The organism is Pseudophaeobacter flagellatus (assembly GCF_021228235.1).
GTDB classification, from domain to species: Bacteria; Pseudomonadota; Alphaproteobacteria; order Rhodobacterales; family Rhodobacteraceae; genus Pseudophaeobacter; species Pseudophaeobacter flagellatus.
Genome location: NZ_JAJQRG010000013.1, coordinates 42,097 through 62,205, shown reverse-complemented (window position 1 = coordinate 62,205; position 20,109 = coordinate 42,097). Strand labels below are relative to the sequence as shown.

The window sequence follows — 20,109 nt, the reverse complement described above, 5'->3', positions numbered from 1 at the left end:
AACTGCTTCCGTATCAACGGGATGCGGTCTTTCCCGCCGTTCCATTTTGATCGAAAAGGTTGACAGCCCTAGATGCAAAATGCGCATCATTGGGGAACCGGATAGAGGCCCGCTATTGCCAAATTTCATGCTCAAGATTACCGCGCTGCCACTCTTCCACTGTCTTTTTCTGGCGGTGATCAATGATGTATCGCTTACGATATGGGGTAAACCACGCGGAGTGGGTCTGGGAATAACCATGCATTATGTCTGGATATCCCTGAGCCTTGTTGGTTTGAGCTTGATTTTCCTGTTTTGCATCCTGGGTCCGAAGGTTGCGTTCGTGACCTCTATGGCTTTGATATCTCTGGTCGCGTTTATTCTATTTCCGGGGTTTGTCTCACCGGTCTATTTTTCTGTAATCTTTGCGTCGTTGACCTTTTTTCTTTTCTACTGGCGCGTTGTGGAGCGACGTTTCGTCTGAGGGAACGTCCGCCTGCGGGGGCAGTCATCTGACCGGCGATGTTACACCATTCAGCGCGCAGGCTGATCTACTCCTTCCCCCCCCCCGTTGCGTCAGGCCGGCGCTTCGATCTCGGCCCGTCCAATGGCCGAGGCGCGGTTCATGATGGCGATACGGATGTGGATTTCGGCAATCTGACGCTCGGGATCACGTGACATGACCCGCACGCCGGGGGATTTCAGGCGGTTCATCCACTGGCCGACAGTGGTTTGCGCAGCACTGTCCCGAAAGGGGCCCTGTCAACTAGAGGTAAATACGACCGCGCCAATATCACCTGTGTCGGCATACGCCAAGTATAGGCTTCAGGTTTCCATCAGGGTATCCGCCTCGCTCCCATATGCAACACCCCGGTTCGAGGGTGGCTTGCATCTATTATCTAATAGTAAAATCAATGTGTTACATGTTTCTCTATATTCTTGTTTAGGCAGGACTGTGCTAGGCTGGGCAAAAGGCAAAAGAGCCGCAAAAAGGTGGATATGCTTTCAGTTCAGGTTTTTGAGAAACTATTGAACGAGGATTTTGTGGTGCGTACCGTCGCATCCTCGTGATGGTCCGACGCGAAGGCTTTGAGGTAAACCACAAGAAGCTCAGGCGCATCTACCGCGAGGAAAGGCTGCAAGGCCGGAAGCGCGCCCAGGGCACGAGGAAGCCGATGACGGTGCACCAACCCCATCAATTGTATTGCGGTTGCTACCTCCAACCCTCGCCGGGAGCAGGTTTTAGAGACGCGCGCCCTGAAGGGCTTCGCTCAAAACCCGTTTTGAAAAGGGAAACATGGTCAACGTCACCATGTGGCCGAAGGCAAAGCTATGCGGCGCAAAGGTAATATTCTGTCGCAAAAGGCAGAACCATGTGTCGTCTCAGAAAAAAAGTGTGGAACGCCACGAACCTTTGACTCAATCGGCAGCCAAAACCTCAAGAAATGGGCAAATCGCGTCATTCAATTCTGACCCAAACGTCAAGCATTTCTGACCCAAACCGAGAAGCCTCGCGAACTTCTGGCTTGTCGTATGCCCTCGCCTCCAACCAGTAGGCGCGGTTCTTCCCAGTATCACGGGTAACTTGTGGGGTCCAAAACTTGCTCTCAAGACGCTGTGTCGTTGTCATCTGCCTCGCAGATCGCATCCAAGTTGCTCAAAACCGCCGCCAGCTCTGCACGAACACGTTTAAGGCGTTCGGTCGTCATGGCTTCTTCTCGCCCCGCCAATCCCAATACGACCGCAAGCACCGTATCTGAATTTCTCATTAACTCGATCAGATGCTCCGCTGTCGGACCATACGAACCTGAAATCCAGTTCTTGGCTGTTCGTTCACTCGCTCCAGTCCAGCCGATCGCGACTTTCGCCGCACTGCCTGCACCGCCGAGTTCTTGTGTGAGCGCTGCGCTGATGGCTTGCCGATATTCTGACGCAGAAACGCGCCCATGGCAGTCTCGATGAAACGAGTTGCCCTTTTTATGCAACATGTTTCCACCCCTCCTTCGCTAACATCGAAGGAAGAATCGCAAGGCTTCAATACAGGTTTGCAAACTTGAACGAGGGAGAGATGTGCATTGAGTTGGCCTGACGACAAATATGAGCGCAAGGTTCGTCGCGACGCTGCGCAATATGTTCGCATGTCAACCGAGCATCAGCGCTACTCAACCGAAAACCAAGCCGATGCAATCGCACGCTATGCGGAGGAACGCGGCTACAAAATCATCAAAACATACACAGATGCGGGCAAAAGTGGCCTCAGAATTGAAGGTCGCGATGGCTTGACGCAACTGCTCGATGACATCCAGATTCGAAAAACCGAATTCAACACAGTTCTTGTGTATGACATCAGCCGCTGGGGCCGGTTTCAGGATGCCGACGAAAGCGCCTACTACGAATACATCTGTAAGCGTGCTGGCATAGCTGTCGAGTATTGCGCCGAGCAGTTTGAGAACGACGGCAGTCCTGTCTCCACCATCGTGAAAGGCGTCAAGCGTGCAATGGCAGGCGAGTATAGTCGAGAGCTGTCGCAAAAGGTCTTTGCCGGTCAATCCAGACTTATCGAGATGGGGTATCGTCAGGGTGGTCCGCCCGGCTTTGGCCTGCGGCGGATGCTAATTGACGAGGTCGGCAATCAGAAAGGTGTTCTCGCCCGAGGTGAACACAAGAGCATTCAAACAGACCGCGTGACACTTGTTCCGGGACCTGAGAACGAAATCGCGATTGTGAACCAAATCTTCCATAGCTTTGTAGATGACCAGCAATCCGAGGCCATGATCGCCGCCGATCTGAACAAGAAGGGCATCAAAACCGATCTGGACCGAGACTGGACACCGCCCGTTGTGCGCCAATTACTCTCAAACGAAAAGTATATCGGCAACAACATCTGGAACCGCCATTCCTTCAAGCTGAAGAAGCGGCATGTTCAAAATGAGCCCAATAGCTGGGTTCGATCCGAAGGCGCGTTCGAAGCGATTGTCGACGCTGCGCTGTTTGCCGCAGCCAAGGCCATTTTTGATGCCAAAGCACATCGATTTTCTGACGACGAAATGCTAGATGGTTTACGGAACGCACTCGAAACACATGGTTTTCTGTCTGGAATCGTTATCAATGAAACGAGCTCCTTACCGTCCAGTGGGCAATATCAAAGCAGGTTTGGCAGTCTACTCAGAGCCTACAAACTGGTCGGTTTCATCCCGGATCGAGACTATCGCTACATTGAAATTAACAAACGCCTGCGAAAAGCACACACGGAGATTGTCGAGAGCACCCTTGGCGGGATCGAACAGGTGGGCGGGCAGGTCCAGCATGATGCGAAGACGGGCCTTCTGACCATCAATCATGAATTTTCCGCATCTGTCGTCATTGCCAGATGTACGCAAACCGGTGCCGGCGCGTACCGGTGGAACATACGGCTGGATACAGGTCTTTTACCTGACATCACGGTTGTTGTGCGCATGGATCAGGCAAATGAAACACCCCTAGATTACTATCTGTTACCGACAGCTGACATGACACTTCCTAAATTGCGATTTTCTGAAAGCAACGGCCTCTCGCTCGACGCGTACCGATTTGATGACCTCGCACATTTCTTCGCCCTGTGTGAACGCACTTCAATCTTGGAGGTCGCATGATGCCTGATGCTCCACTCGGCCACACCGAACTCATTGCGGTTGATGCGATCACAGTGGTCAATCCCCGTGTCCGCAATCAAAAGGTCTTTGACGAGATTGTTGCGAATATCGCGGAACTTGGCCTCAAACGTCCCATCACTGTTGCAGCCCGCAAAGATGACGTCAGCGGTGACCTGACATACGAGCTTGTTTGTGGCCAAGGCCGATTGGAGGCTTTCAAGGCCTTAAAGCAAAAGAAAATACCCGCTGTCATCATCACAGCCAGTAGTGAAGATTGCCTTGTAATGAGCTTGGTAGAAAACCTCGCACGCAGGCACCATCACTCACTTGAGCTGCTGAGGGACATCAAGCGCCTTCAAGACAGCGGTTACTCCGAACATGAAATTGCCAAGAAGACCCAGCTTTCGAAGAAATATGTGCACGGCGTCATTCGACTATTGGAAAGCCATGAACACCGGCTCCTGCGCGCTGTCGAAAGTGGTAAAATTCCAGTCAGCGTCGCGGTCGACATTGCAGATGCGGAAGACGTCAATGTTCAAACCGTTCTGCGCAAAGCCTACGAGGGCAAGCTTTTGCGCGGCGGGCGCCTTTTGACAGCAAAACGGCTCGTCGAGGCAAGACTAAAACATGGCAAAGGTCAGGCGACTTCTATTGGACGCTCAAAGAAAAACCTTTCCGTCGAAACGCTGATGAAGACCTACCAAGATGATGTTGAGCGAAAGAAAATCCTGCTGCGCAAAGCTGGTGCAACACGCAGTGAGATGCTTTTTCTTACACAATCCTTAAAAACGCTCTTATCGGACGAAAACTTCGTGACGCTGTTGCGTGCCGAAGGCTTGGCTAACATTCCCAGAACCGTTGCAGATCGTTTGTCCCGTATTGAAGGAGAGACAGTATGACACCTTCGGCTTCAGAACAGACCATCGTTGCCGCCTTCGAACGTGAGCTGGTACACATATCGTTTGAAAACATCGCACCCCTTTATTTGGTCACGCCGCAAACAAAGGCGACGGTCAAATACGGCCAGATAATCGCGTCCATTCGGGAAATTGGTCTCGTTGAACCCATGGTCGTTGCCCGCGACCGACACGACCGCCAAATGTATACATTACTTGATGGCCACCTCCGCTTAGAGGCCTTGAAATACAATGGTGAGACAGCGGCCCAGTGTATCGTTTCAACAGATGATGAAGCCTACACCTACAACAAACGCATAAACCGTTTGGCGACAATTCAGGAGCATAAGATGATCTTGCGTGCGCTGACTCTTGGCGTTCCCGAAGAACGCCTTGCCAGCGCCCTCAACGTCAACATCAAGACATTGCAGGAAAAACGGCGCCTCTTAGATGGCATTTGCGGTGAGGCCGCAGAGCTACTCAAAGACAAGCAAGTGGCTTTAACCGGCTTTCGGGTTCTCAAGAAAATGAAACCGATGCGCCAGATCGAGGCTGCGCAGCTGATGGTCGCCATGAACAAATTTACCATTAACTATGCCCGTTCTCTGCTGGCAGCGACACCCGAAGGCCAGCTTATAGCCGGAGCCAAGCCAAAGAAAATCATAGGGATTTCGCGCGAACAACTTGATCTTATGGAAAACGAGTCTGCGAACCTCGAACGGCAAGTGCGATTGGTTGAGGATAGCTATGGGATCGATCATCTCGACCTCGTTCTAGCACGCGGCTACGTCGCCAGATTGGTCAGCAACGAACGGATCACGAAATATCTCGCTTTGCACCACGAAGAGTTTTTGCCCGAATTTGAAAAGATCACCGAACGGCAGGCATTCGCGCCCTAACCTGCTTGATTGAAAAGAAGGTATTTGGGGACCCGGACCCATGAAGCGCGGGGACCACAGGAGACGCCGCACTGTGGGGCGGATCAAGTGTGGTGGTGGGAATGGCGGCGATCCCGTCGGGGTCCATCACGTCGGACCATATGTCCGGCAATTTACGAACAGTGTGTCTGCGCGTGCGCGCTCAGTCAACGCAGGCGCAGACAACCAAAATTGGAAAAAGAGTGCCATAACGAAGCCCGAGGATCTGCCTGTTTACAAACCATCTCAAAAATAAGTGGGGGATTTTCCATTTATTTTCAAAACGCCTCCTCCATTCACCTCGCCCAGAAAAACTGATCCATAGCCTTGCCCGAACAAAGTTGAAATCATCAAAGCGCCCACTAACGATCTCCAGCCGATAGTGCCAATGGGTCTTGCTCCTGTGGAGCCCCCTCAGTTCCACATCTTCGCAGCAATATCCTGTTCTTCCTTGCCCACGGCATCGGCGTAGATCGCCGTCGTGCTGAGTTGGGCGTGCCCCATCCACTTTTGCAGCATGTGCAGCGGAATGCCGTTCACCGTGTCGTTGATCCCAAAACCGTGGCGCAGACCTTTCGGGCTGCGATGGGGTGCATCGGGTATCCCAGCCTCGATCATGATTCCCTTCACGATCTGCCAGACCCGCACACGGCTGATCGGCCATATCGGCGCATTGGCCTGCTTGCGCGATTTCTGCGCCTCACGAATGCCGTGGGCGGTGTTAAGGGTGTCGAGATAGTCCGGGGCACCGGAACACTTCTGTAGACTGCCTTCGCGCGGACTGAGACATCCTTGCGTTTCTTCAGGCTGCGAATTGTGAGCTGCCACCAGAGAGGTCGATACGCGCTGGGGTGATCTCCAGGAGCTCCGACGGCCGACAGCCGGTAAAGAGCAACGTCTCGCAAAGTGTGCGATCCCGTGCAGGCTTGCGACGCGCCACGGCCAGAAAGTCGGCGCGTTCTTCGGCGTTCAGGTAGAGCCGATTGCCGGAGGTGTCGTAGAGGCGCATTTCGCTCATATTAACTTTATACCCGAAGACTGTTGAACGGCGAAGCAGAAATCATTGCCCTACCCTCTCGTTCCACTGGCTTTGCGCAACGGCTGCTTAACACTATTGCCAATAATGTTAAGTTTTTCTCGAAACTCTCCAAAATCCGCGGGTCAAAATGGGGGACTATTCTCCGAGCGGGCGCTGAGGAGGATGCGCCTAAACTCGGCACGCGTTGTGGCTTTTCAGTCGTTGGCATGTCCATACGCCTTCTGCACAAGGCCATGCTATTGCATCGAGGGGGCAGCGCTCCTGAGGGCCAAGAGCAGGTGCTCGAGAAAATCCGGTGACCCTCCAGCTCCTACCGCAGCATTTTGTCGACCGGACACCTGATACTTGCCCCCACGGTCTGACGGTGGCACGTATTGGGGCAACAGTTCACAACTGAGACCTGCCAATGGCCCGCCAACCCGCCCTGTCCGCTGACAAGTTGAAAGACCTCGGAGCCGACAAGCTTGCGCAGCTGGTGTTCGAGGAAGCTGAGCGCAATGCCGGGTTCCGGCGGCAGGTCAAGGCTGCGTTGGCCGGGAAATCTGGCCCCGAAGCCATTGCGAAGCTGATCGACCGGCGGCTGTCCGGGCTGGTGCGGGCAAAGAGCTTCAGCGAATGGGACAAGGCCCGCGCTTTTGCCGACGATCTGCACAGCCTGACCGATACGATCACATCCGAGCTTGGCCCTGCCCCCCCTGGCGCTGGCCATAGACCGGTTGCTGCGCTTCATCGCAACACATGAACTGGTGTTCGAACGTGTCGACGATTCTTCTGGCCGCGTTCAGGACGTCTATTATCAGGCGATCCAAGCGACCGGCGTTTTGACCCCCAGTCTGCCCGTGCCTGAGGCCGACGCGCTCCCCGATAAGATCATGACCGCCCTTGGCGAAAGCACGCATGGCTACCTCGCTGACGTGACCGACGCTGTGGCGCCACATCTGCCGCAAGACAGCCTGTCGCGCTGGGACGGCGATCTGAAAGACGCCATCGCCGAGCGGCAGACCGAAGAAGCAGCGCGCAAATCGGATGGCTGGTTTTACTCCATAACCTCGCAATGGGCCGGGATGCGCCAGATCCTCGCCTCGGCGCGGGGGGATCTGGATCTGCTCATCGCGCTGGAGGTCAAGAAGAAGCCGCATATGCAGGATACACTGGCGATCGCGGCGCAGCTTCTGGAGGCCGGGCGCAGTGCAGAGGCGCTGGAATGGGTGCGCAAACCTGGGCGGCGCATTTTTGGCGAAACCGATGATGGCCTGTCGCCAGAACGGGTCAGCCTGGAGGCGCGCATCCTGGACGCCACCGGCGACAGGTCGGCCGCACAGGCCCTGCGTTGGCGCTGTTTCGAGGCACGCCTGTCCGCCGACATCCTGCGGGAGTATTTGAAACTGCTGCCGGATTTTGAGGATATCGAGGCCGAAGACCGCGCCCATACCTTTGCGCTGGAAAAGGCAAAAGCCGAGGAGGCGCTGCAATTCTTCCTTGATTGGCCACGACTTGATTTGGCAGCAAAACTGATTGCCACGCACCCGCACCGCTGGGACGGGGGTGATTGGCACATCTTGCCAAAAATCGCGGGCCTACTGGAACACGATCATCCGCCGGCAGCGACGATCCTCTACCGGGCACTTCTGGACAGCATTCTCGACCGTGCACGCTCCAAGGCCTATGGGCATGGAGCAAAATACCTCGGGAAGCTCGGCCTGCTGGCGGGCGAAGCGGACCCAATCCGACCAGGCGGAATGGTCGACCACGCAGCCTATCTTGCCAAGCTCAAAACCCATACTCGCAAATCAGGATTCTGTGCGCGCGTCGGTGACGGAGAACTTAAAGCACCACAAGCAATTGGGGCTCGTCGCCCTGTGTGGATCAAAGATGATGGGTGACGGCCCAAAACCGACGTCCACCTTCACCAATGCTGCTGCACCGCAGCGTCCACAAAACAGATTTTGACCAGCGAAAGCAGCGCTTGGGTAGACTACCGTTGGGACCGCGCAACTTCTCCTCATTTGTGCTAGGATTGAAAAGTTTCTCCTATAAAGGTGGTCGATATGCAGACATCAATTTTCCTGGCTCAGCTGGTCGGGCCGGTTCTGGCGCTGATGGGGCTGTTTGTGGCGATACACCCTACGCGGGTCGAGGCAATGGGCCGCGAAGTGCTGGAGAGTCCCACTCTCTTGCTGTTGGCCGGTCTATTGGCGCTGGTGCCAGGGTTGGCCATCGTACTTAGCCATAACATCTGGGTAGCTGACTGGCGCGCGGTTATTACGGTGCTGGGTTGGATCATGCTTGTCGCAGGCACCTCGCGAATTTTGTTGCCGGGCCTGATGCAGAAAATGGGTGACAACATGCTGCGACACCGCGCGCTGATCATGGTCCCTAGCGTGCTGATGCTGGCGCTGGGTGGCTATCTGATCTGGGTCGGTTATTTGACCCAATTGCCTCAAGAATAAATACTGAAACGAAGAGTGAAAGTGCTCGCAAGTAAGGAAGTGTTACGTCAGCACCGCAGCACGAGGTTCAATATCAGTTCACCTGCGAGCGACGCAATCGGCCCTGAGCCGACATTCGATCAGACCGCAGCGAATGGCTGGTCAGGAGCCTGAACTTATCGGTGCTGCAACCTGTACAGACGACTGCTAATTCTGGGTACGAGCGCATGCGATTGACTACCGTCAATTCCGCATGACGCGATAGCATATACAATAGAACCAACAAATATTTTCTCGAGCTTTGCGGACGAGTTTCTGGACGATACGGAAGCTCGGTATGATCTCTCTCCGTGTCACTCTCGCCGTAACGCGTCTCGTATTGGAGCCTGACATGTTAGACCATGCAGTACGAATACTGTTATTTCCAGTTCTGGTCGCTCAAGGCGCATTTGTGCGCCGTTCAGCGTTGCACCTGGCTGATCCTTCCGGTCGCCGCGATGGTGTCAGCGGGCAGGGCCCTGACCTCCGTCTATTGATCATCGGAGACAGTTCTGCTGTCGGGGTCGGCACCTCGCATCAAGAAGAAGCGCTCTTGGGGCATATGCGCAAAAGGCTTTCGCAGACGAATACAGTCTACTGGTCTGTAGATGCGAAGACCGGCGCCACCACTGCCGATACGATCGCCCGTCTGCAGGAGCGCACACCACAGAAATTTGATATCGTGTCCGTTTCGCTTGGCGTAAACGATATCACTGCACGCGTGCCTCTATCAGAATGGTTGCAGCGTTTTGCAATATTGCTTCAGCTGGTAGAACTGAAATTTCAGGCCGATGTCATTTGCATATCGGGTATTCCCCCAATCCACCATTTCCCGCTGCTCCCACAACCGCTCCGGTGGGTATTGGGTGCACAGGCAGCACGATTTGATCGGGCGCTTCGCAAACTTGTCACCAATCGTACTGGATGTCGGTTTATTGAAATGGATTTTGAACCTAACGTCTCACAAATGAGCCCTGACGGCTTTCATCCTGGTCCCAAAATCTATTCACAGTGGGGCCGCAAGGTCTATCGTGCGATCCGCCGCGATATCAAGCAGCTCGGCAAAACGTAATAGCCGTCTCAAAGCGGACTTTCACGGCATTCGTAGCTAACGACAGGTTTGAGCCCATTTTACCGGATGCTGCGCCCCGCTCAAAAGTCCGCTATTGTTGAATTGGCGCAAGTCGATCGCCTTGTCCTTCTCGGACGGTAGGAGCAACTTTTGAATACACTTACGTACAAGGTCAAACCTTCTGAATCCTCGAATGATCATGAAGTTCGGCTACTTGTTGATGGGGCCGATGTGCTTGGTGACGCTTATCTGGGATTAGATCCAGTAGACTTTAGGCGTTCCGTCGGACCGGAGACATCGGACAGCGTCTTGGTTGGGCGATGTCAATGCGGTTGCGTCGGGTGTGACGATGTTGCCGCCCAAGTGACATTTGGCGACCATGAGGTCACATGGCTGCTGTTAGGCAAAACCTACCGCTTCGCAATTGATGCCTACAAATCGATACTCGAAGGTTTTGCATCTGACCATACATGGGAGGATATCGGGCGTCGTGTTGAACGTATTCTGACGGAACGGGTGCGCTCTGATGCGCGCTGGGTTGCCAAAAATACCCGTTTCGATTGGGTGTCCACGCGATGTTCACAACGCCAATTGACCTATAGCTTCACCATTGATGGCCAACAGATTACCTTCTCAACGGGATGGGATGGACAGACGGAAGAGAGCGCGATCGTTGCCAACAGTCGTGTGCTTTTCGAGAGATACTCTGAGGGTAGCTAGTCTAAAGAACATCAGACATTGGCGCAGCCGCAGAGAATGGGCGCTTCGTCCCGCATCCCCGCCGTTAGAAGGTGGTCGGCGGTTGTGGCGAAGGTCAGCTCTCCCTGGTGCGCCTGCGGCATGGATCGCTCGCCACGCCTCCAGATCCGCGGACTTTGCAAAGCCCGCTATCTGCGCAAAGCTGCCCTCGAAGTCAGTCGTGGGCGAAACTCCCGGGTTTGGTGATCGACATCAAAGCGGTGGAGGTCAGCTCTGCAGCCCGGAGCGAACCTTCGTGAGAGCCGCAGCACATGACCATTGTCGGCCCGGAATCAGACGTTAAAACCCAGCGCAGAGGATGTCTGCTCCCAGCACAGGCGCAGCCCTGTCCGTGTTGTTGAGATCAGTGAAATAATACTTCGACCTTCACGAGGAAGTTTATAATCGGCAACGACCAACTTGTACCGAACCAAGCGCTTGCCGTAGTTTTCGGGTTTGGCGTCAGGGCGGTTGCCGACATAGGCCCCGGCAAAGCACGGATCTTTTGCCACGTCGCTCGCCAGGTCACGAAAGGCCCGCTCGATAGGTTTGGCCTGTCCATGCGCCGGGGTTGCCCAATGGATCTGGATGCCCAGCAACGGCAAAACGCCCAGCGGATCCTCTTCACGTACCTTGAAGCGGAACCGGATTACCTCGCCTTACACACCGGTCGCATCAGGCGCCGTTATCCCATCTCCGCCATCGCGGCTTTTGCGAACTCTTTCGCCCTTGAGGCTCCATCCGGGTGTGTCGGTGGTCGGGTATTGTGAGGTGTTCGTCCAGCCGCTGCCTGACTTGTCGATCATGATCCGGGCAACGGGCTGCAAGATGGCTCCCCCATCATCGGATTTTTCCAACGAGACATTCATCAGCTTCATCATCTGATTAAGGTCGACCTTGCCGTTACGAAAGGCATTGAAAATCTTATTGGCCTCTACCAGCTTCATCTTGGGAGCATTGTTGCCACCGTCATCCTTATTGCGGCTCACTGAGTGTCCCCAACCTTTGGAGCGGACGGTTTTCGGTGGGCCTACATATACAAAGAAACGGTCAATTGGCACCCAGTCTTGTTTCTGTTCATCCCAAATTTCGTCCCAGACACATTGTTTGGCGACTTTAAGGCCGCGGTCGACCGCTTCCTTTTCTAGCTCCGGGGACAAGAAGTTGGACGAGGTCGAGGTTTTGGCCCCGCGCCCTTCCAACTCAACCGCAATATCGTTGAAGGTCCTGAGCACGGCTTCCTCGTTCTTGAGTTGTCTCTTTCCATTGGGCAGGTCCTCGTACTCCAGTTCCACGTCTTGACCGCCCATAGTCCAACGTACTTTGTTTGCGCCCGACGCGGGCGTGGTAGAGAGTTCTGGTTGCGGCTTGTCACGGCTGTCCCCCCACTCGTTGTCATCCTGATCGGCAGATGTGCCGCCGGCAGCCGCGCGCAACGCCTGTTGTTCCATACCAGTGTGCGTTCCGTGGCGTGCTGTACCGTGTTTGTCCCCATCGGAAACCTTGGCACGCGCTGCGGAAAAGTCACTTCGCAATTTGCGCAGTGCTGTTTCCATTGTGCCAATGGCCTTTTCGGTCTTTTGATTTTGCGCGGCCTGCTTGTGGAACTCCTTTTGTTGGCGTTTCTTCTCATTTGTGCCCAGCTTATTCGAAGCAACCAACGCACCAAGTTCGGCGGTAGCCGCCTGTGCCAGTTCAAGTGCATCCTTGGCGTTCTTGAGATCGGCCTCCATCTGCCGTTCATCAGTACGGAATTTGTCCTGCAACTGGTGGAACCGGTCCTTGTTGGCCAGCATCTTTTCCATTTCCAGTTTCTGCCATTTGATCGCAATATCGCGCGCTGCCAGGATCTTGGTCAATGCTGTTTGGCCTTCCTCCAGTGCCGTCTTACTGACGGCTTCTGCACGCTCAAGTGAACCCTCAAGTGCCTTTAGCTCACGTTGGGTTCCGGCCTCCCTATCGACAAATTTCGCATCCGCCTCCGGCGTGTCTCCTGCAACCTTGCGCGCGATCTGCGCTTCCCGTTCCACGGGAATAAAGGCCCGTTCCGCCCGGTCCAACAGCTCATCCGGCCGCGTGCCGCTGGTCAGAGCACCTTCCTTGATAATTTTCTGAACCTCTTTGAGCATGGCGAGCACCGGCGACAATTCTGACTTATTGGCAATATGCTCGTTTATTTTTTTGATGCGCTCGGCGATCGAAGCCAAACGCCGGGCCGCCGCCTTTTTGTCAAAGTCATTTTGAGCCTCTTGCGCGCCCTCTTCAAAGTCATCGACAAATTTGGCCTGAAACTTGATCTTGGCGGCCTTGAGCAGCTTCTGTACCCGCTCTACCTTCGCCTCGCCACTATCGACTTTCATGCGCAACTGATTGTCAGCCACCTGACAATCACCTTCCAGTTTAATCGTGCTGGCCAGTTTTTTTACATCTTTCAAAACCGCAGGTGGGGTTTTTCCCACCAGCAAGATGTCACCCTTGCTACCCGCGAAGGGAAAGTCGAAAAAAAACCGGAAAGGCACGATCTTCGTCTTTGATTTGATGACCTTAGATTTCAATTCTGCAATGTATTTATTGAAATCTTTAAGCTCGTTCGTTTGCAGCATAATGGTGCCTCCAACAAATGGAAATGAATGTACTCAGCCTAGGCGCGGAGCAGCTGTCCTCAAAGGAATAGTTTGCTGCAGGAGGGCTGATATGGGAGGAGAATGTTGCGCACAGCGATGAGTGGGTTTCACTTAAGATCAGAATGCATTTATTTTCAGCGCGCTACGTGTTTCGCGGCTTGGCAAGATTGAGGGTAACATGACTGATCTGTTCTTCCCGAAGTCGTGCGGCAAGCCCCGGAAACGCTCTACTGCTGTTGGAAGCATTGGAACGAGAAATGCATCTTCGCGCAGCCTTTGCAAAGGTCGCAACCCTGCGCATTGCTGACCTTGGTGCCTGGTGCAGCATGGTGGGGCGTTGAGCCTGAGCCCTGAATGGCCGCTTTCATTTGTTTGACAGTGTGCCTTCGCGCGTGCAGCGAACTTTCGCTCTACGCCGATTTTGTTGAAAAACTATTCCTTGATCCGTAGGCAAGTGGCTGATTCAATTCCTGTATTGAGCGGGAGGATTAGCGATGAACGCACGAGAACACCTCCCTCGGCTTTCGGATGGTCGAACACCTCTACGATATTCCTGTTCGGACGCAGATCGAAATGGCGCCGCTTTGCATGGCGCTGCTTGCCGAGGGTAGCCTTGCCTGGCGCAAGAAGCGACTGGCCGAAATTGACGAAAAGGCTGAAGAGCTCATGTCTTTGGGCGGTGGAAACTTCTCCTTCGCCCAAGCTGTGTATCGCACACAAGATGCGGTCTTCGAAGAAGAGGCGTCCATCAGAAAGCAGGATGTGTTCGGGAAGGACGTCGCCGAAGACACCTATAGTCTGGGCTATGATCCCAATATCAACAATCCCCTTGCAGACTACCTCAGGGAACTGGCACGAGATCTCGGAAAGACTGAAGTCATTCTTGATCCAGAAGTCTTTGAGATTGGGCCGTTTGGGTTTCCTGAATACCGGATTGGCGCAGGTCTACTTCACGAACTAACTGCGGGCAACTCCGATGCCGAGTATGCGCTGGCCTGCGGCCATGTACGTATCCCTGACATCCCGGAGGAACTGTTCGGCGCGCAAAACACTGAGCGCCGTGTGGAGTGGCTCATATCACGAATACCTGCGGACGAGATCGCCGACCGAAAGACGCAGCACGAGAAGCTTTCGGCACTTCTCGGCGACCTCGACCTCGATATCCCTGGTTCAGCGGAAAAACCCAATGAGGTGAAGGAGTACGACGATGCATGACCTTCGCTTCACTAAACACGCCGAAACACGGATGCGCCAGCGCGGATTTCGAAACGCCGACGTCAGTCTGGTTCTCAGTGTTGCGACGCGTGTAGCCGACGATGCGTTCTTTCTCAGCGACAAGGACGCAGCCCGCGAGATCGAGAGGCGTCGGCACGAAATCCAGCAAATCGAACGTCTGCGGGGCACCAAACTCATCGTCAAGTGCGAGAACGTAATCACGCTTTACCATTCATGCCCACCAGACCGACCAGTCTCAGTAGGCTATCGACGAAACCAGTCGTCTGGCGCAATGCCATGCCGAACAGCACTTTCATCGTCAGGCATGTCTGGACGGCGGTATGGGGAAGCTGCGCTGCGGCAAGGGTGATCCTGGCCAAGGTCGGCTTCTCTAATTGGGTGTTTGGGTCAAGCTCGTTTTCCTTTTTTCATGGGCCATTGTCACTCATCCGGGTCACGCTTCTCTTCGCAGTCTGACTGATGACCTGATATCATCGCTGCACGCATGTGTCGGATTGGCAGTGGAGAGCCTTGCTTTGGGACGCGCTTCTCTTTGCGCAGCAGCCCTTTTCGGCTTCTTCCACAGACCTCGTCCGGTGAGGGACGACCCCGTTCAGGTTGGGCGGTGTGTGGTTACGTCATGCCACATCGTTCTTGTCTGTTTTGTTGCGCATTGCCGACAGTGCCGCGCTGACCTGTCGGGCTTCCATGCAGACAACGTCGAAACCGTCATTGGTCAATCCATAGAAAAGATGTTGGCTCATCGTGCCCGCTTCAAAACCGATCCGAACAATCGGATGACGGCATCTCGGACCGTATGCACTCTGGGCAGACGCGGATGCGCGTGCGCTGAAAGCTCTGAAGGGAGGCAAATTCTTCTCTCAGGCGAAAATGGCCCTTACCGAGGTGGCGGATAGATACCCGCACCAATGCGCCCACGTCACACCCTGCCAGCTGTGCCAATTGATCAATAGCCACCTTCTCACCACGAAACAGCGGGTCGATCGGAAAGGCAATGTCGCCGCAGAACCTCTGCATCGATATAGCGCCGTTCCTGGCCGCAAGCCGCGACAGCAAGGAAGTAGCGGGCTCGCACGCGGCATGTGCCACCGTCAGCGGCAACTGCGGGAAGTTCGTTCCGGGAGTGGCAGGTAGGCTTTTGACCAAGCGAGGCTTCCGAGATCAGACAAAGGCTGGATTGGCCGTATCTTACGATCACCCGCTCAACTGAGCAACGCTGCTATGATTTCAGGAAATTCCGCCGACTGGGTCAGCTATCTGTCACAAAAGTCGGTTTTGCTTGGCATCTGACAAAAAGGCAGTGGCGGACCGAGGAGGATTCGAACCCCCGACCCCCTGATTCGTAGTCAGGTACTCTATCCAGCTGAGCTATCGGTCCACTGCTGCAGGATTTAAGGCCCCTGCGAAGAAGAAGCAAGCCAATTTGGCCCCTTCCAAAAACCTTTTCAAACCAACCACATCGGGAAGATTTGAAAGCGTGGCGGACCGAGGAGGATTCGAACCCCCGACCCCCTGATTCGTAGTCAGGTACTCTATCCAGCTGAGCTATCGGTCCACTGCGGCGGGGTTTAGTCCTCGGGACTGAAGCGCGCAACCCCAAAAACAAAATCCTGCCAGTCTTTTTGAATTCCGCCAATCTTGCTACCAGTCTTGCCCCCCCATCAGTTGGCTCTTCGCGCCTTCACAAGGTTCCGTCGCCCTTGGGCAGGTGGATTTCAAAAAGACTGCCCTCAGCACCGGTTTCACGCAGCACCAAAGAGCCGCCATGCCCCTTGATCAGTTCAGCGGCGATGGTCAGCCCCAAACCGCTGCCCCCCTTGCGCGCACTGCCCTGAAACGGGGTGAACAGATTATCCTGGGCGCGTTGCGGCAGGCCTGGGCCGGTGTCAGAAACCGTGATCCACCAGGCCGCGTCATCCTCGCCGGCGGCGATGGTGACGCGGCCCGCGATGCCAGTAGCGACAATCGCCTGACGGGCGTTGCGCACCAGGTTCATCACCACCCGAAACAGCTGTTCGCTATCGCCGCGCAGCATCATGCCCTTTGGCACCTCATTGAGGATCTCAACCCCTGTTTCATCGGACACCAGCAGTTCACTTTCAACGATATCCTCGACCAGCTCGCACAGGGCAATGCGGGCAAAGGTTGGCGCCGGCTCTTCGGCACGCCCAAAGGCCAGCGTGCCCTCACAGAGCGACACCGCCCGGGTAATCGAATTCACCAGCTTGGGGGCCAGCCGCCGCACCAAGGGGTCCTCGCTTGCCTCGATACGGTCGGTGAACAGCTGCGCAGAGGTCAGGATATTTCGCAGATCATGGCTGATCTTGGCCACGGCGCCGCCCAGTTGTGCCAGCCGTTCGCGTTGGCGCAGCGCCTGGGTCAGCTCGGTCTGCAATTGCAACAGCGCCTCTTCAGCCTCGCGCAGCTCGCGCACGCCGGCACTGGGGTGGATGATACCCCGGGCATCTTCCGGCGCGGCAGCGTAGCGCTGCATATAGCCCACAACCCCCTTGATCGGGCGCACCAGAAAGGCACGGACGGCCGCAAACAGCAGCAGAGCGGTAAAAATGGAAATCACCGCCGAAAGCAGCAGCACCCGAATGCCATAATCGATCATGGCGCTGCGCAGCGGCGCGGTTTCAATCGTGATCTCGATCAGCAGCCCCGCATCACGCACCGGCGCGCCAATCACCCGGATGATCCGGTTTTCCGCGCTGAACAACTGCAAGAAGGCATCCCCGATCAGGGTAAAAGCCGAGGCCATACGCAAATCATAGGTGCCTGCGATCTCTTGCGGAATGGGCGACGACAGCATCAGCTGGCGGATCTCATCGCGGCGCAGCACCACGTTATAGACCCCGGCGTTTTCCAGCAGCTCCGCCTCCAGCTCGGTATCCAGCATATCATCCGCCAGCAGCGCCAGAGAGGCAATCTGCGCCCGCTCCAGCCGATCTGCCAGGTAATCAAGACGAAAGCGAGAAATCGAGGGCACGAAGATCAGCACCTCGGCCAGCATGACAAAGACAATGGTCAGAACCAAAAACCGGCCTGAAAGCGAATTCAGCATGGCGCTCTTTCCGGGTTAAGGGATCCAACGCTGCACAAAGCGCACCGCGCGCTTAACCAGCGCACTGTCAAACAACCGTGGTGAGAAGTAGGCGCCAGCGACACGTTTATTGATCTCCCCGATTGACGGATATGGCGCCACCATTGCGGCAACCTGGCTCATCTTCAACCTATTTGCCAAAGCAAGCGACCACAATGAAATCAATTCCCCCGCTTGGTGCCCGACAATCGTCGCCCCCACCGGGCGTCCTTTAACCACCATCACCTTGATGAAACCCTTGGTTTTCAGCTCTGCCAGGGCGCGGTCATTATGGGCAAAATCAAACCGCGCCAATTCCACCTCATCGCCATACCGGGCGCGAGCCTTAGCCTCTGTCAGGCCGACCTGGGCCAGTTCCGGGTCACTATAGGTGGCGCGCGGCAGGTGCAGTTCCTGCGCCTTGGACGGCAGGCCAAACAGCGCCGAGCGGATGATCACCCCGGCGTGATAGCCCGCCACATGGGTAAACTGCATCCCCCCCGCGACATCGCCAATAGCATAGACGCGACGGTTGCTGGTGCGCAGCGCAGCGTCCACCTTGATGCCGGTTTTGCTCGGCGTGATCCCGCCGGCCGCAAGATCCAGCCTGTCCGTATTGCTCTTGCGGCCCACCGCCACCAAGAGATGCGAGCCGGTAAAGCGGCGCCCATCCCTGGTTTTCACCTCGATGGCACCAGCCTCACCGCTGATCTGGGCTGCCATGGCGTTCTCGGCAATCATCACGCCCTCATTGCGCAGCGAGTCCAGTACAACGGCGGCGGCCTCTGGGTCATCACCGCCCAACGCGCGTTCGCCTTCGATCACCGTGACCCTGCTGCCCAGCCGAATATGCGCCTGCGCCATTTCAATGCCAATCGGACCACCGCCGATGATCAGCAGATGCTCTGGGCAGCTGCGCAGATCAAACAGGGTTTCATTGGTTTCATAGGGCACAGTCTCCAGCCCCGGCACCGGTGGCACCAGCGGCAAGGATCCGGTGGCGATCACCACCCGGCGGGCGCGGATCACATGATTGCCGGCCTGCACCTCGGCTGGGGAAATAAAGCGGCCAAATTCGCGGATCACCCGCACGCCGAACCCCTCGAACCGCTCTTGGCTATCCATCGGGGTGATCGCATCGATGGTGTTCTGCACATGGGTATTGGCTGCGGCGTAATCCACGGCGGGCGTCACCTCGGCCACACCAAAGGCTGCGCTGGTGCTTTGGCCATAGGCCGCCTTGGCGCTGGCCAGCAGCGCCTTGGAAGGCACACAGCCATAGTTCAAACAGTCGCCGCCCATCTTGTGCCCCTCAAGAAGCACCACCGAAGCCCCCATCTGGCTGGCACCTGCCGCCACCGACAACCCGCCCGATCCGGCGCCGATCACCAGCAGGTCACATTTCAGCGGGGTTTGGGATGCGGCTGCGGTATCGGTTGCCGGGGCAGATGTCATGGTTCAGCGCGCCTTTGTTGGGGGCTTGGGGGTGGGCTTGGCGCTTTTGGGGCGCAGGGTCTTCACGATGATCGGCATCACCGCCAAGACACACAGCCCCAGAAGCGGGCCAATCACATGCGGCTCCCACAGCAGAGACAGGTCCGGATCTTCACCGCGATCAAAGACCTCTCCGACGCCGACCCCGATCCAGGTAAAGACAATTGCCCCCGGAATGATGCCAATCGCCGTGGTCCACAGGAAGTTACCAAACCGCACCCCCACAAGCGCGGGCAACAGGTTGGCAACAAAGAACGGCACCGCGGGCACCAGGCGCAACAGCAGCAGCACTTCCACCTCGTTCTGGCGCAGCGCATTCTTCAACATCTGAACCCGGCCTTCACTCGCTTCGAGCTTCGCCGTGAGCATCTCGCCCAATCCCAGGCGGGCCGCAAGAAAGATCCCCGACGCCCCAATGGTCGCCGATATAACGTTCAGCGCAGTGCCCGCACCCAAACCAAACAGAAAGCCCCCCGTGACCGAGGCTACCGCCGCACCCGGCAGGGAAAAGGTCACAATCAGGACGTACAGCCCGACAAAAAGCGCCACCAGTCCCAGGTAGTTCTGATCGCGAAAAGCCATCAGCGCCTCGCGGTTATCGCGCAGCGTATCAAAGCTAAGGTGATCCTTCAGGGTCACCGCACCGATCAGCGCGACCGCAACCACTGCGATCAGCGGCAGGTGGCGGGCAAGCCCTTGTTTTGGCGTCTTGGTCATATGTCTCATCTCTCTTGGTCGTCTGTCCTGGACCACAAGTCTAGCTGCCAATACCTGCTAGCGCCAAATGCAACCCGAGACGAGGTCTGGCACGGGCTTATCACGCGGCCTTGATCTGTTAGATGTGTTTTTGTGAAGATTCGCACCCTGCCCCGCCGATTTGCAGCATTTTGCGGCCTGCCTCGGTAAATTCAGGCCTTTTTGGCAGAAAT

At 55.8% G+C, this 20,109-nt stretch carries 19 protein-coding genes, 2 tRNA genes and 4 pseudogenes; 11 read left to right on the top strand and 14 right to left on the bottom strand.

Annotated elements, in window-relative coordinates:
• Window positions 1-79 precede the first annotated feature (79 nt).
• Window positions 80-463 carry a hypothetical protein gene (locus LRK71_RS18955; protein WP_232405523.1) on the top strand — a complete coding sequence of 128 codons (384 nt, stop codon included), beginning with the start codon at window positions 80-82 and terminating at the stop codon, window positions 461-463.
• Window positions 464-555: 92 nt separating this feature from the next.
• Here the strand turns inward: LRK71_RS18955 and LRK71_RS18950 are convergent.
• Window positions 556-693, bottom strand: a pseudogene (locus tag LRK71_RS18950) (IS5/IS1182 family transposase); the annotation flags it as partial.
• Between the two features lie 338 nt (window positions 694-1,031).
• On the opposite strand from LRK71_RS18950, the pseudogene LRK71_RS18945 reads away from it, so the two are divergent.
• A pseudogene (locus LRK71_RS18945) lies at window positions 1,032-1,163 on the top strand (IS3 family transposase); the annotation flags it as partial.
• 423 nt (window positions 1,164-1,586) lie between these two features.
• Here LRK71_RS18945 and LRK71_RS18940 read toward each other — a convergent pair.
• A complete protein-coding gene (locus LRK71_RS18940) occupies window positions 1,587-1,967 on the bottom strand; it encodes a hypothetical protein (RefSeq protein WP_232405522.1) in 381 nt (126 codons plus the stop codon).
• Between the two features lie 87 nt (window positions 1,968-2,054).
• Here LRK71_RS18940 and LRK71_RS18935 point away from each other — a divergent pair, with 87 nt between their 5' ends.
• The 3 genes from LRK71_RS18935 to LRK71_RS18925 are packed head-to-tail and all read left to right on the top strand — an operon-like array spanning window position 2,055 to window position 5,406.
• A complete protein-coding gene (locus LRK71_RS18935; protein WP_269751813.1) occupies window positions 2,055-3,611 on the top strand; it encodes a recombinase family protein in 1,557 nt (518 codons plus the stop codon).
• A complete protein-coding gene (locus LRK71_RS18930; RefSeq protein ID WP_232405521.1) occupies window positions 3,611-4,510 on the top strand; it encodes a ParB/RepB/Spo0J family partition protein in 900 nt (299 codons plus the stop codon). The genes LRK71_RS18935 and LRK71_RS18930 overlap by 1 nt, the downstream gene beginning before the upstream one ends.
• Window positions 4,507-5,406, top strand: coding sequence for a plasmid partitioning protein RepB C-terminal domain-containing protein (locus LRK71_RS18925; RefSeq protein WP_232405520.1), 900 nt, complete (start codon window positions 4,507-4,509; stop codon window positions 5,404-5,406). Before LRK71_RS18930 ends, LRK71_RS18925 begins: the two co-directional genes overlap by 4 nt.
• A 432-nt stretch (window positions 5,407-5,838) precedes the next feature.
• Here the strand turns inward: LRK71_RS18925 and LRK71_RS18920 are convergent, their stop codons facing one another.
• Both LRK71_RS18920 and LRK71_RS18915 read right to left on the bottom strand, forming a co-directional pair.
• Complete coding sequence (locus tag LRK71_RS18920) at window positions 5,839-6,252, bottom strand: tyrosine-type recombinase/integrase (protein ID WP_232405519.1); 414 nt, start codon at window positions 6,250-6,252, stop codon at window positions 5,839-5,841.
• The gene (locus tag LRK71_RS18915; protein WP_232405518.1) at window positions 6,227-6,442 is read right to left on the bottom strand and encodes a hypothetical protein; all 216 of its coding nucleotides are present in this window, start codon (window positions 6,440-6,442) and stop codon (window positions 6,227-6,229) included. The genes LRK71_RS18920 and LRK71_RS18915 overlap by 26 nt, the downstream gene beginning before the upstream one ends.
• Window positions 6,443-6,869: 427 nt before the next feature.
• Between LRK71_RS18915 and LRK71_RS18910 the strand changes: the two genes are divergently transcribed.
• The 5 genes from LRK71_RS18910 (at window position 6,870) to LRK71_RS18890 (ending at window position 10,723) form a co-directional block, all read left to right on the top strand.
• Window positions 6,870-7,205: a DUF6880 family protein gene (locus tag LRK71_RS18910; RefSeq protein ID WP_232405517.1), complete on the top strand. Its 336-nt coding sequence runs from the start codon at window positions 6,870-6,872 to the stop codon at window positions 7,203-7,205.
• On the top strand, window positions 7,144-8,346 hold the full coding sequence (locus LRK71_RS18905; protein WP_232405516.1) for a DUF6880 family protein: 1,203 nt from the start codon (window positions 7,144-7,146) through the stop codon (window positions 8,344-8,346). Before LRK71_RS18910 ends, LRK71_RS18905 begins: the two co-directional genes overlap by 62 nt.
• Before the next feature lie 165 nt (window positions 8,347-8,511).
• Complete coding sequence (locus LRK71_RS18900) at window positions 8,512-8,913, top strand: hypothetical protein (protein ID WP_232405515.1); 402 nt, start codon at window positions 8,512-8,514, stop codon at window positions 8,911-8,913.
• A gap of 370 nt (window positions 8,914-9,283) precedes the next feature.
• Window positions 9,284-10,003, top strand: a complete 720-nt coding sequence (locus tag LRK71_RS18895; protein ID WP_232405514.1) for an SGNH/GDSL hydrolase family protein — start codon at window positions 9,284-9,286, stop codon at window positions 10,001-10,003.
• A gap of 150 nt (window positions 10,004-10,153) precedes the next feature.
• On the top strand, window positions 10,154-10,723 hold the full coding sequence (locus tag LRK71_RS18890) for a hypothetical protein (protein WP_232405513.1): 570 nt from the start codon (window positions 10,154-10,156) through the stop codon (window positions 10,721-10,723).
• Between the two features lie 311 nt (window positions 10,724-11,034).
• Here LRK71_RS18890 and LRK71_RS18885 read toward each other — a convergent pair whose 3' ends face one another.
• Both LRK71_RS18885 and LRK71_RS18880 read right to left on the bottom strand, forming a co-directional pair.
• The gene (locus tag LRK71_RS18885) at window positions 11,035-11,391 is read right to left on the bottom strand and encodes a transposase domain-containing protein (protein ID WP_332460286.1); all 357 of its coding nucleotides are present in this window, start codon (window positions 11,389-11,391) and stop codon (window positions 11,035-11,037) included.
• A gap of 9 nt (window positions 11,392-11,400) precedes the next feature.
• Complete coding sequence (locus tag LRK71_RS18880; RefSeq protein ID WP_232405512.1) at window positions 11,401-13,344, bottom strand: coiled-coil domain-containing protein; 1,944 nt, start codon at window positions 13,342-13,344, stop codon at window positions 11,401-11,403.
• 549 nt (window positions 13,345-13,893) lie between these two features.
• Here LRK71_RS18880 and LRK71_RS18875 point away from each other — a divergent pair.
• Entirely contained in the window at window positions 13,894-14,580 is a 687-nt protein-coding gene (locus tag LRK71_RS18875; RefSeq protein WP_232405511.1) for a hypothetical protein, read from the top strand.
• Window positions 14,581-14,822: 242 nt separating this feature from the next.
• Here LRK71_RS18875 and LRK71_RS18870 read toward each other — a convergent pair.
• The 8 genes and pseudogenes from LRK71_RS18870 to LRK71_RS18840 all read right to left on the bottom strand — a co-directional run.
• Window positions 14,823-14,918, bottom strand: a pseudogene (locus tag LRK71_RS18870) (transposase); the annotation flags it as partial.
• 309 nt (window positions 14,919-15,227) lie between these two features.
• A pseudogene (locus LRK71_RS20495) lies at window positions 15,228-15,380 on the bottom strand (IS110 family RNA-guided transposase); the annotation flags it as partial.
• Window positions 15,355-15,690 (bottom strand): TniQ family protein, encoded by a 336-nt coding sequence (locus tag LRK71_RS18865; protein ID WP_232405548.1) that lies wholly within the window; start codon window positions 15,688-15,690, stop codon window positions 15,355-15,357. The pseudogene LRK71_RS20495 and the gene LRK71_RS18865, both read right to left, overlap by 26 nt.
• Before the next feature lie 212 nt (window positions 15,691-15,902).
• Window positions 15,903-15,979, bottom strand: a tRNA-Arg gene (locus tag LRK71_RS18860).
• A gap of 100 nt (window positions 15,980-16,079) precedes the next feature.
• A tRNA-Arg gene (locus tag LRK71_RS18855) sits at window positions 16,080-16,156 on the bottom strand.
• A 126-nt stretch (window positions 16,157-16,282) separates the two neighbouring features.
• Window positions 16,283-17,668, bottom strand: coding sequence for a sensor histidine kinase (locus tag LRK71_RS18850; protein ID WP_232405510.1), 1,386 nt, complete (start codon window positions 17,666-17,668; stop codon window positions 16,283-16,285).
• 15 nt (window positions 17,669-17,683) lie between these two features.
• Window positions 17,684-19,141, bottom strand: coding sequence for a dihydrolipoyl dehydrogenase family protein (locus LRK71_RS18845; protein ID WP_232405509.1), 1,458 nt, complete (start codon window positions 19,139-19,141; stop codon window positions 17,684-17,686).
• Between the two features lie 3 nt (window positions 19,142-19,144).
• The gene (locus LRK71_RS18840; RefSeq protein WP_232405508.1) at window positions 19,145-19,906 is read right to left on the bottom strand and encodes a TVP38/TMEM64 family protein; all 762 of its coding nucleotides are present in this window, start codon (window positions 19,904-19,906) and stop codon (window positions 19,145-19,147) included.
• Between the last annotated feature and the right edge of the window lie 203 nt (window positions 19,907-20,109).

Bases quoted from the DNA above. Each gene is read 5' to 3' on its own strand.
- LRK71_RS18955 (WP_232405523.1), top strand. From the start codon at position 80: ATGCGCATCATTGGGGAACCGGATAGAGGCCCGCTATTGCCAAATTTC.
- LRK71_RS18940 (WP_232405522.1), bottom strand. From the start codon at position 1,967: ATGTTGCATAAAAAGGGCAACTCGTTTCATCGAGACTGCCATGGGCGC.
- LRK71_RS18930 (WP_232405521.1), top strand. From the start codon at position 3,611: ATGCCTGATGCTCCACTCGGCCACACCGAACTCATTGCGGTTGATGCG.
- LRK71_RS18925 (WP_232405520.1), top strand. From the start codon at position 4,507: ATGACACCTTCGGCTTCAGAACAGACCATCGTTGCCGCCTTCGAACGT.
- LRK71_RS18915 (WP_232405518.1), bottom strand. From the start codon at position 6,442: ATGAGCGAAATGCGCCTCTACGACACCTCCGGCAATCGGCTCTACCTG.
- LRK71_RS18910 (WP_232405517.1), top strand. From the start codon at position 6,870: ATGGCCCGCCAACCCGCCCTGTCCGCTGACAAGTTGAAAGACCTCGGA.
- LRK71_RS18900 (WP_232405515.1), top strand. From the start codon at position 8,512: ATGCAGACATCAATTTTCCTGGCTCAGCTGGTCGGGCCGGTTCTGGCG.
- LRK71_RS18895 (WP_232405514.1), top strand. From the start codon at position 9,284: ATGTTAGACCATGCAGTACGAATACTGTTATTTCCAGTTCTGGTCGCT.
- LRK71_RS18880 (WP_232405512.1), bottom strand. From the start codon at position 13,344: ATGCTGCAAACGAACGAGCTTAAAGATTTCAATAAATACATTGCAGAA.
- LRK71_RS18875 (WP_232405511.1), top strand. From the start codon at position 13,894: ATGGTCGAACACCTCTACGATATTCCTGTTCGGACGCAGATCGAAATG.
- LRK71_RS18850 (WP_232405510.1), bottom strand. From the start codon at position 17,668: ATGCTGAATTCGCTTTCAGGCCGGTTTTTGGTTCTGACCATTGTCTTT.
- LRK71_RS18845 (WP_232405509.1), bottom strand. From the start codon at position 19,141: ATGACATCTGCCCCGGCAACCGATACCGCAGCCGCATCCCAAACCCCG.
- LRK71_RS18840 (WP_232405508.1), bottom strand. From the start codon at position 19,906: ATGAGACATATGACCAAGACGCCAAAACAAGGGCTTGCCCGCCACCTG.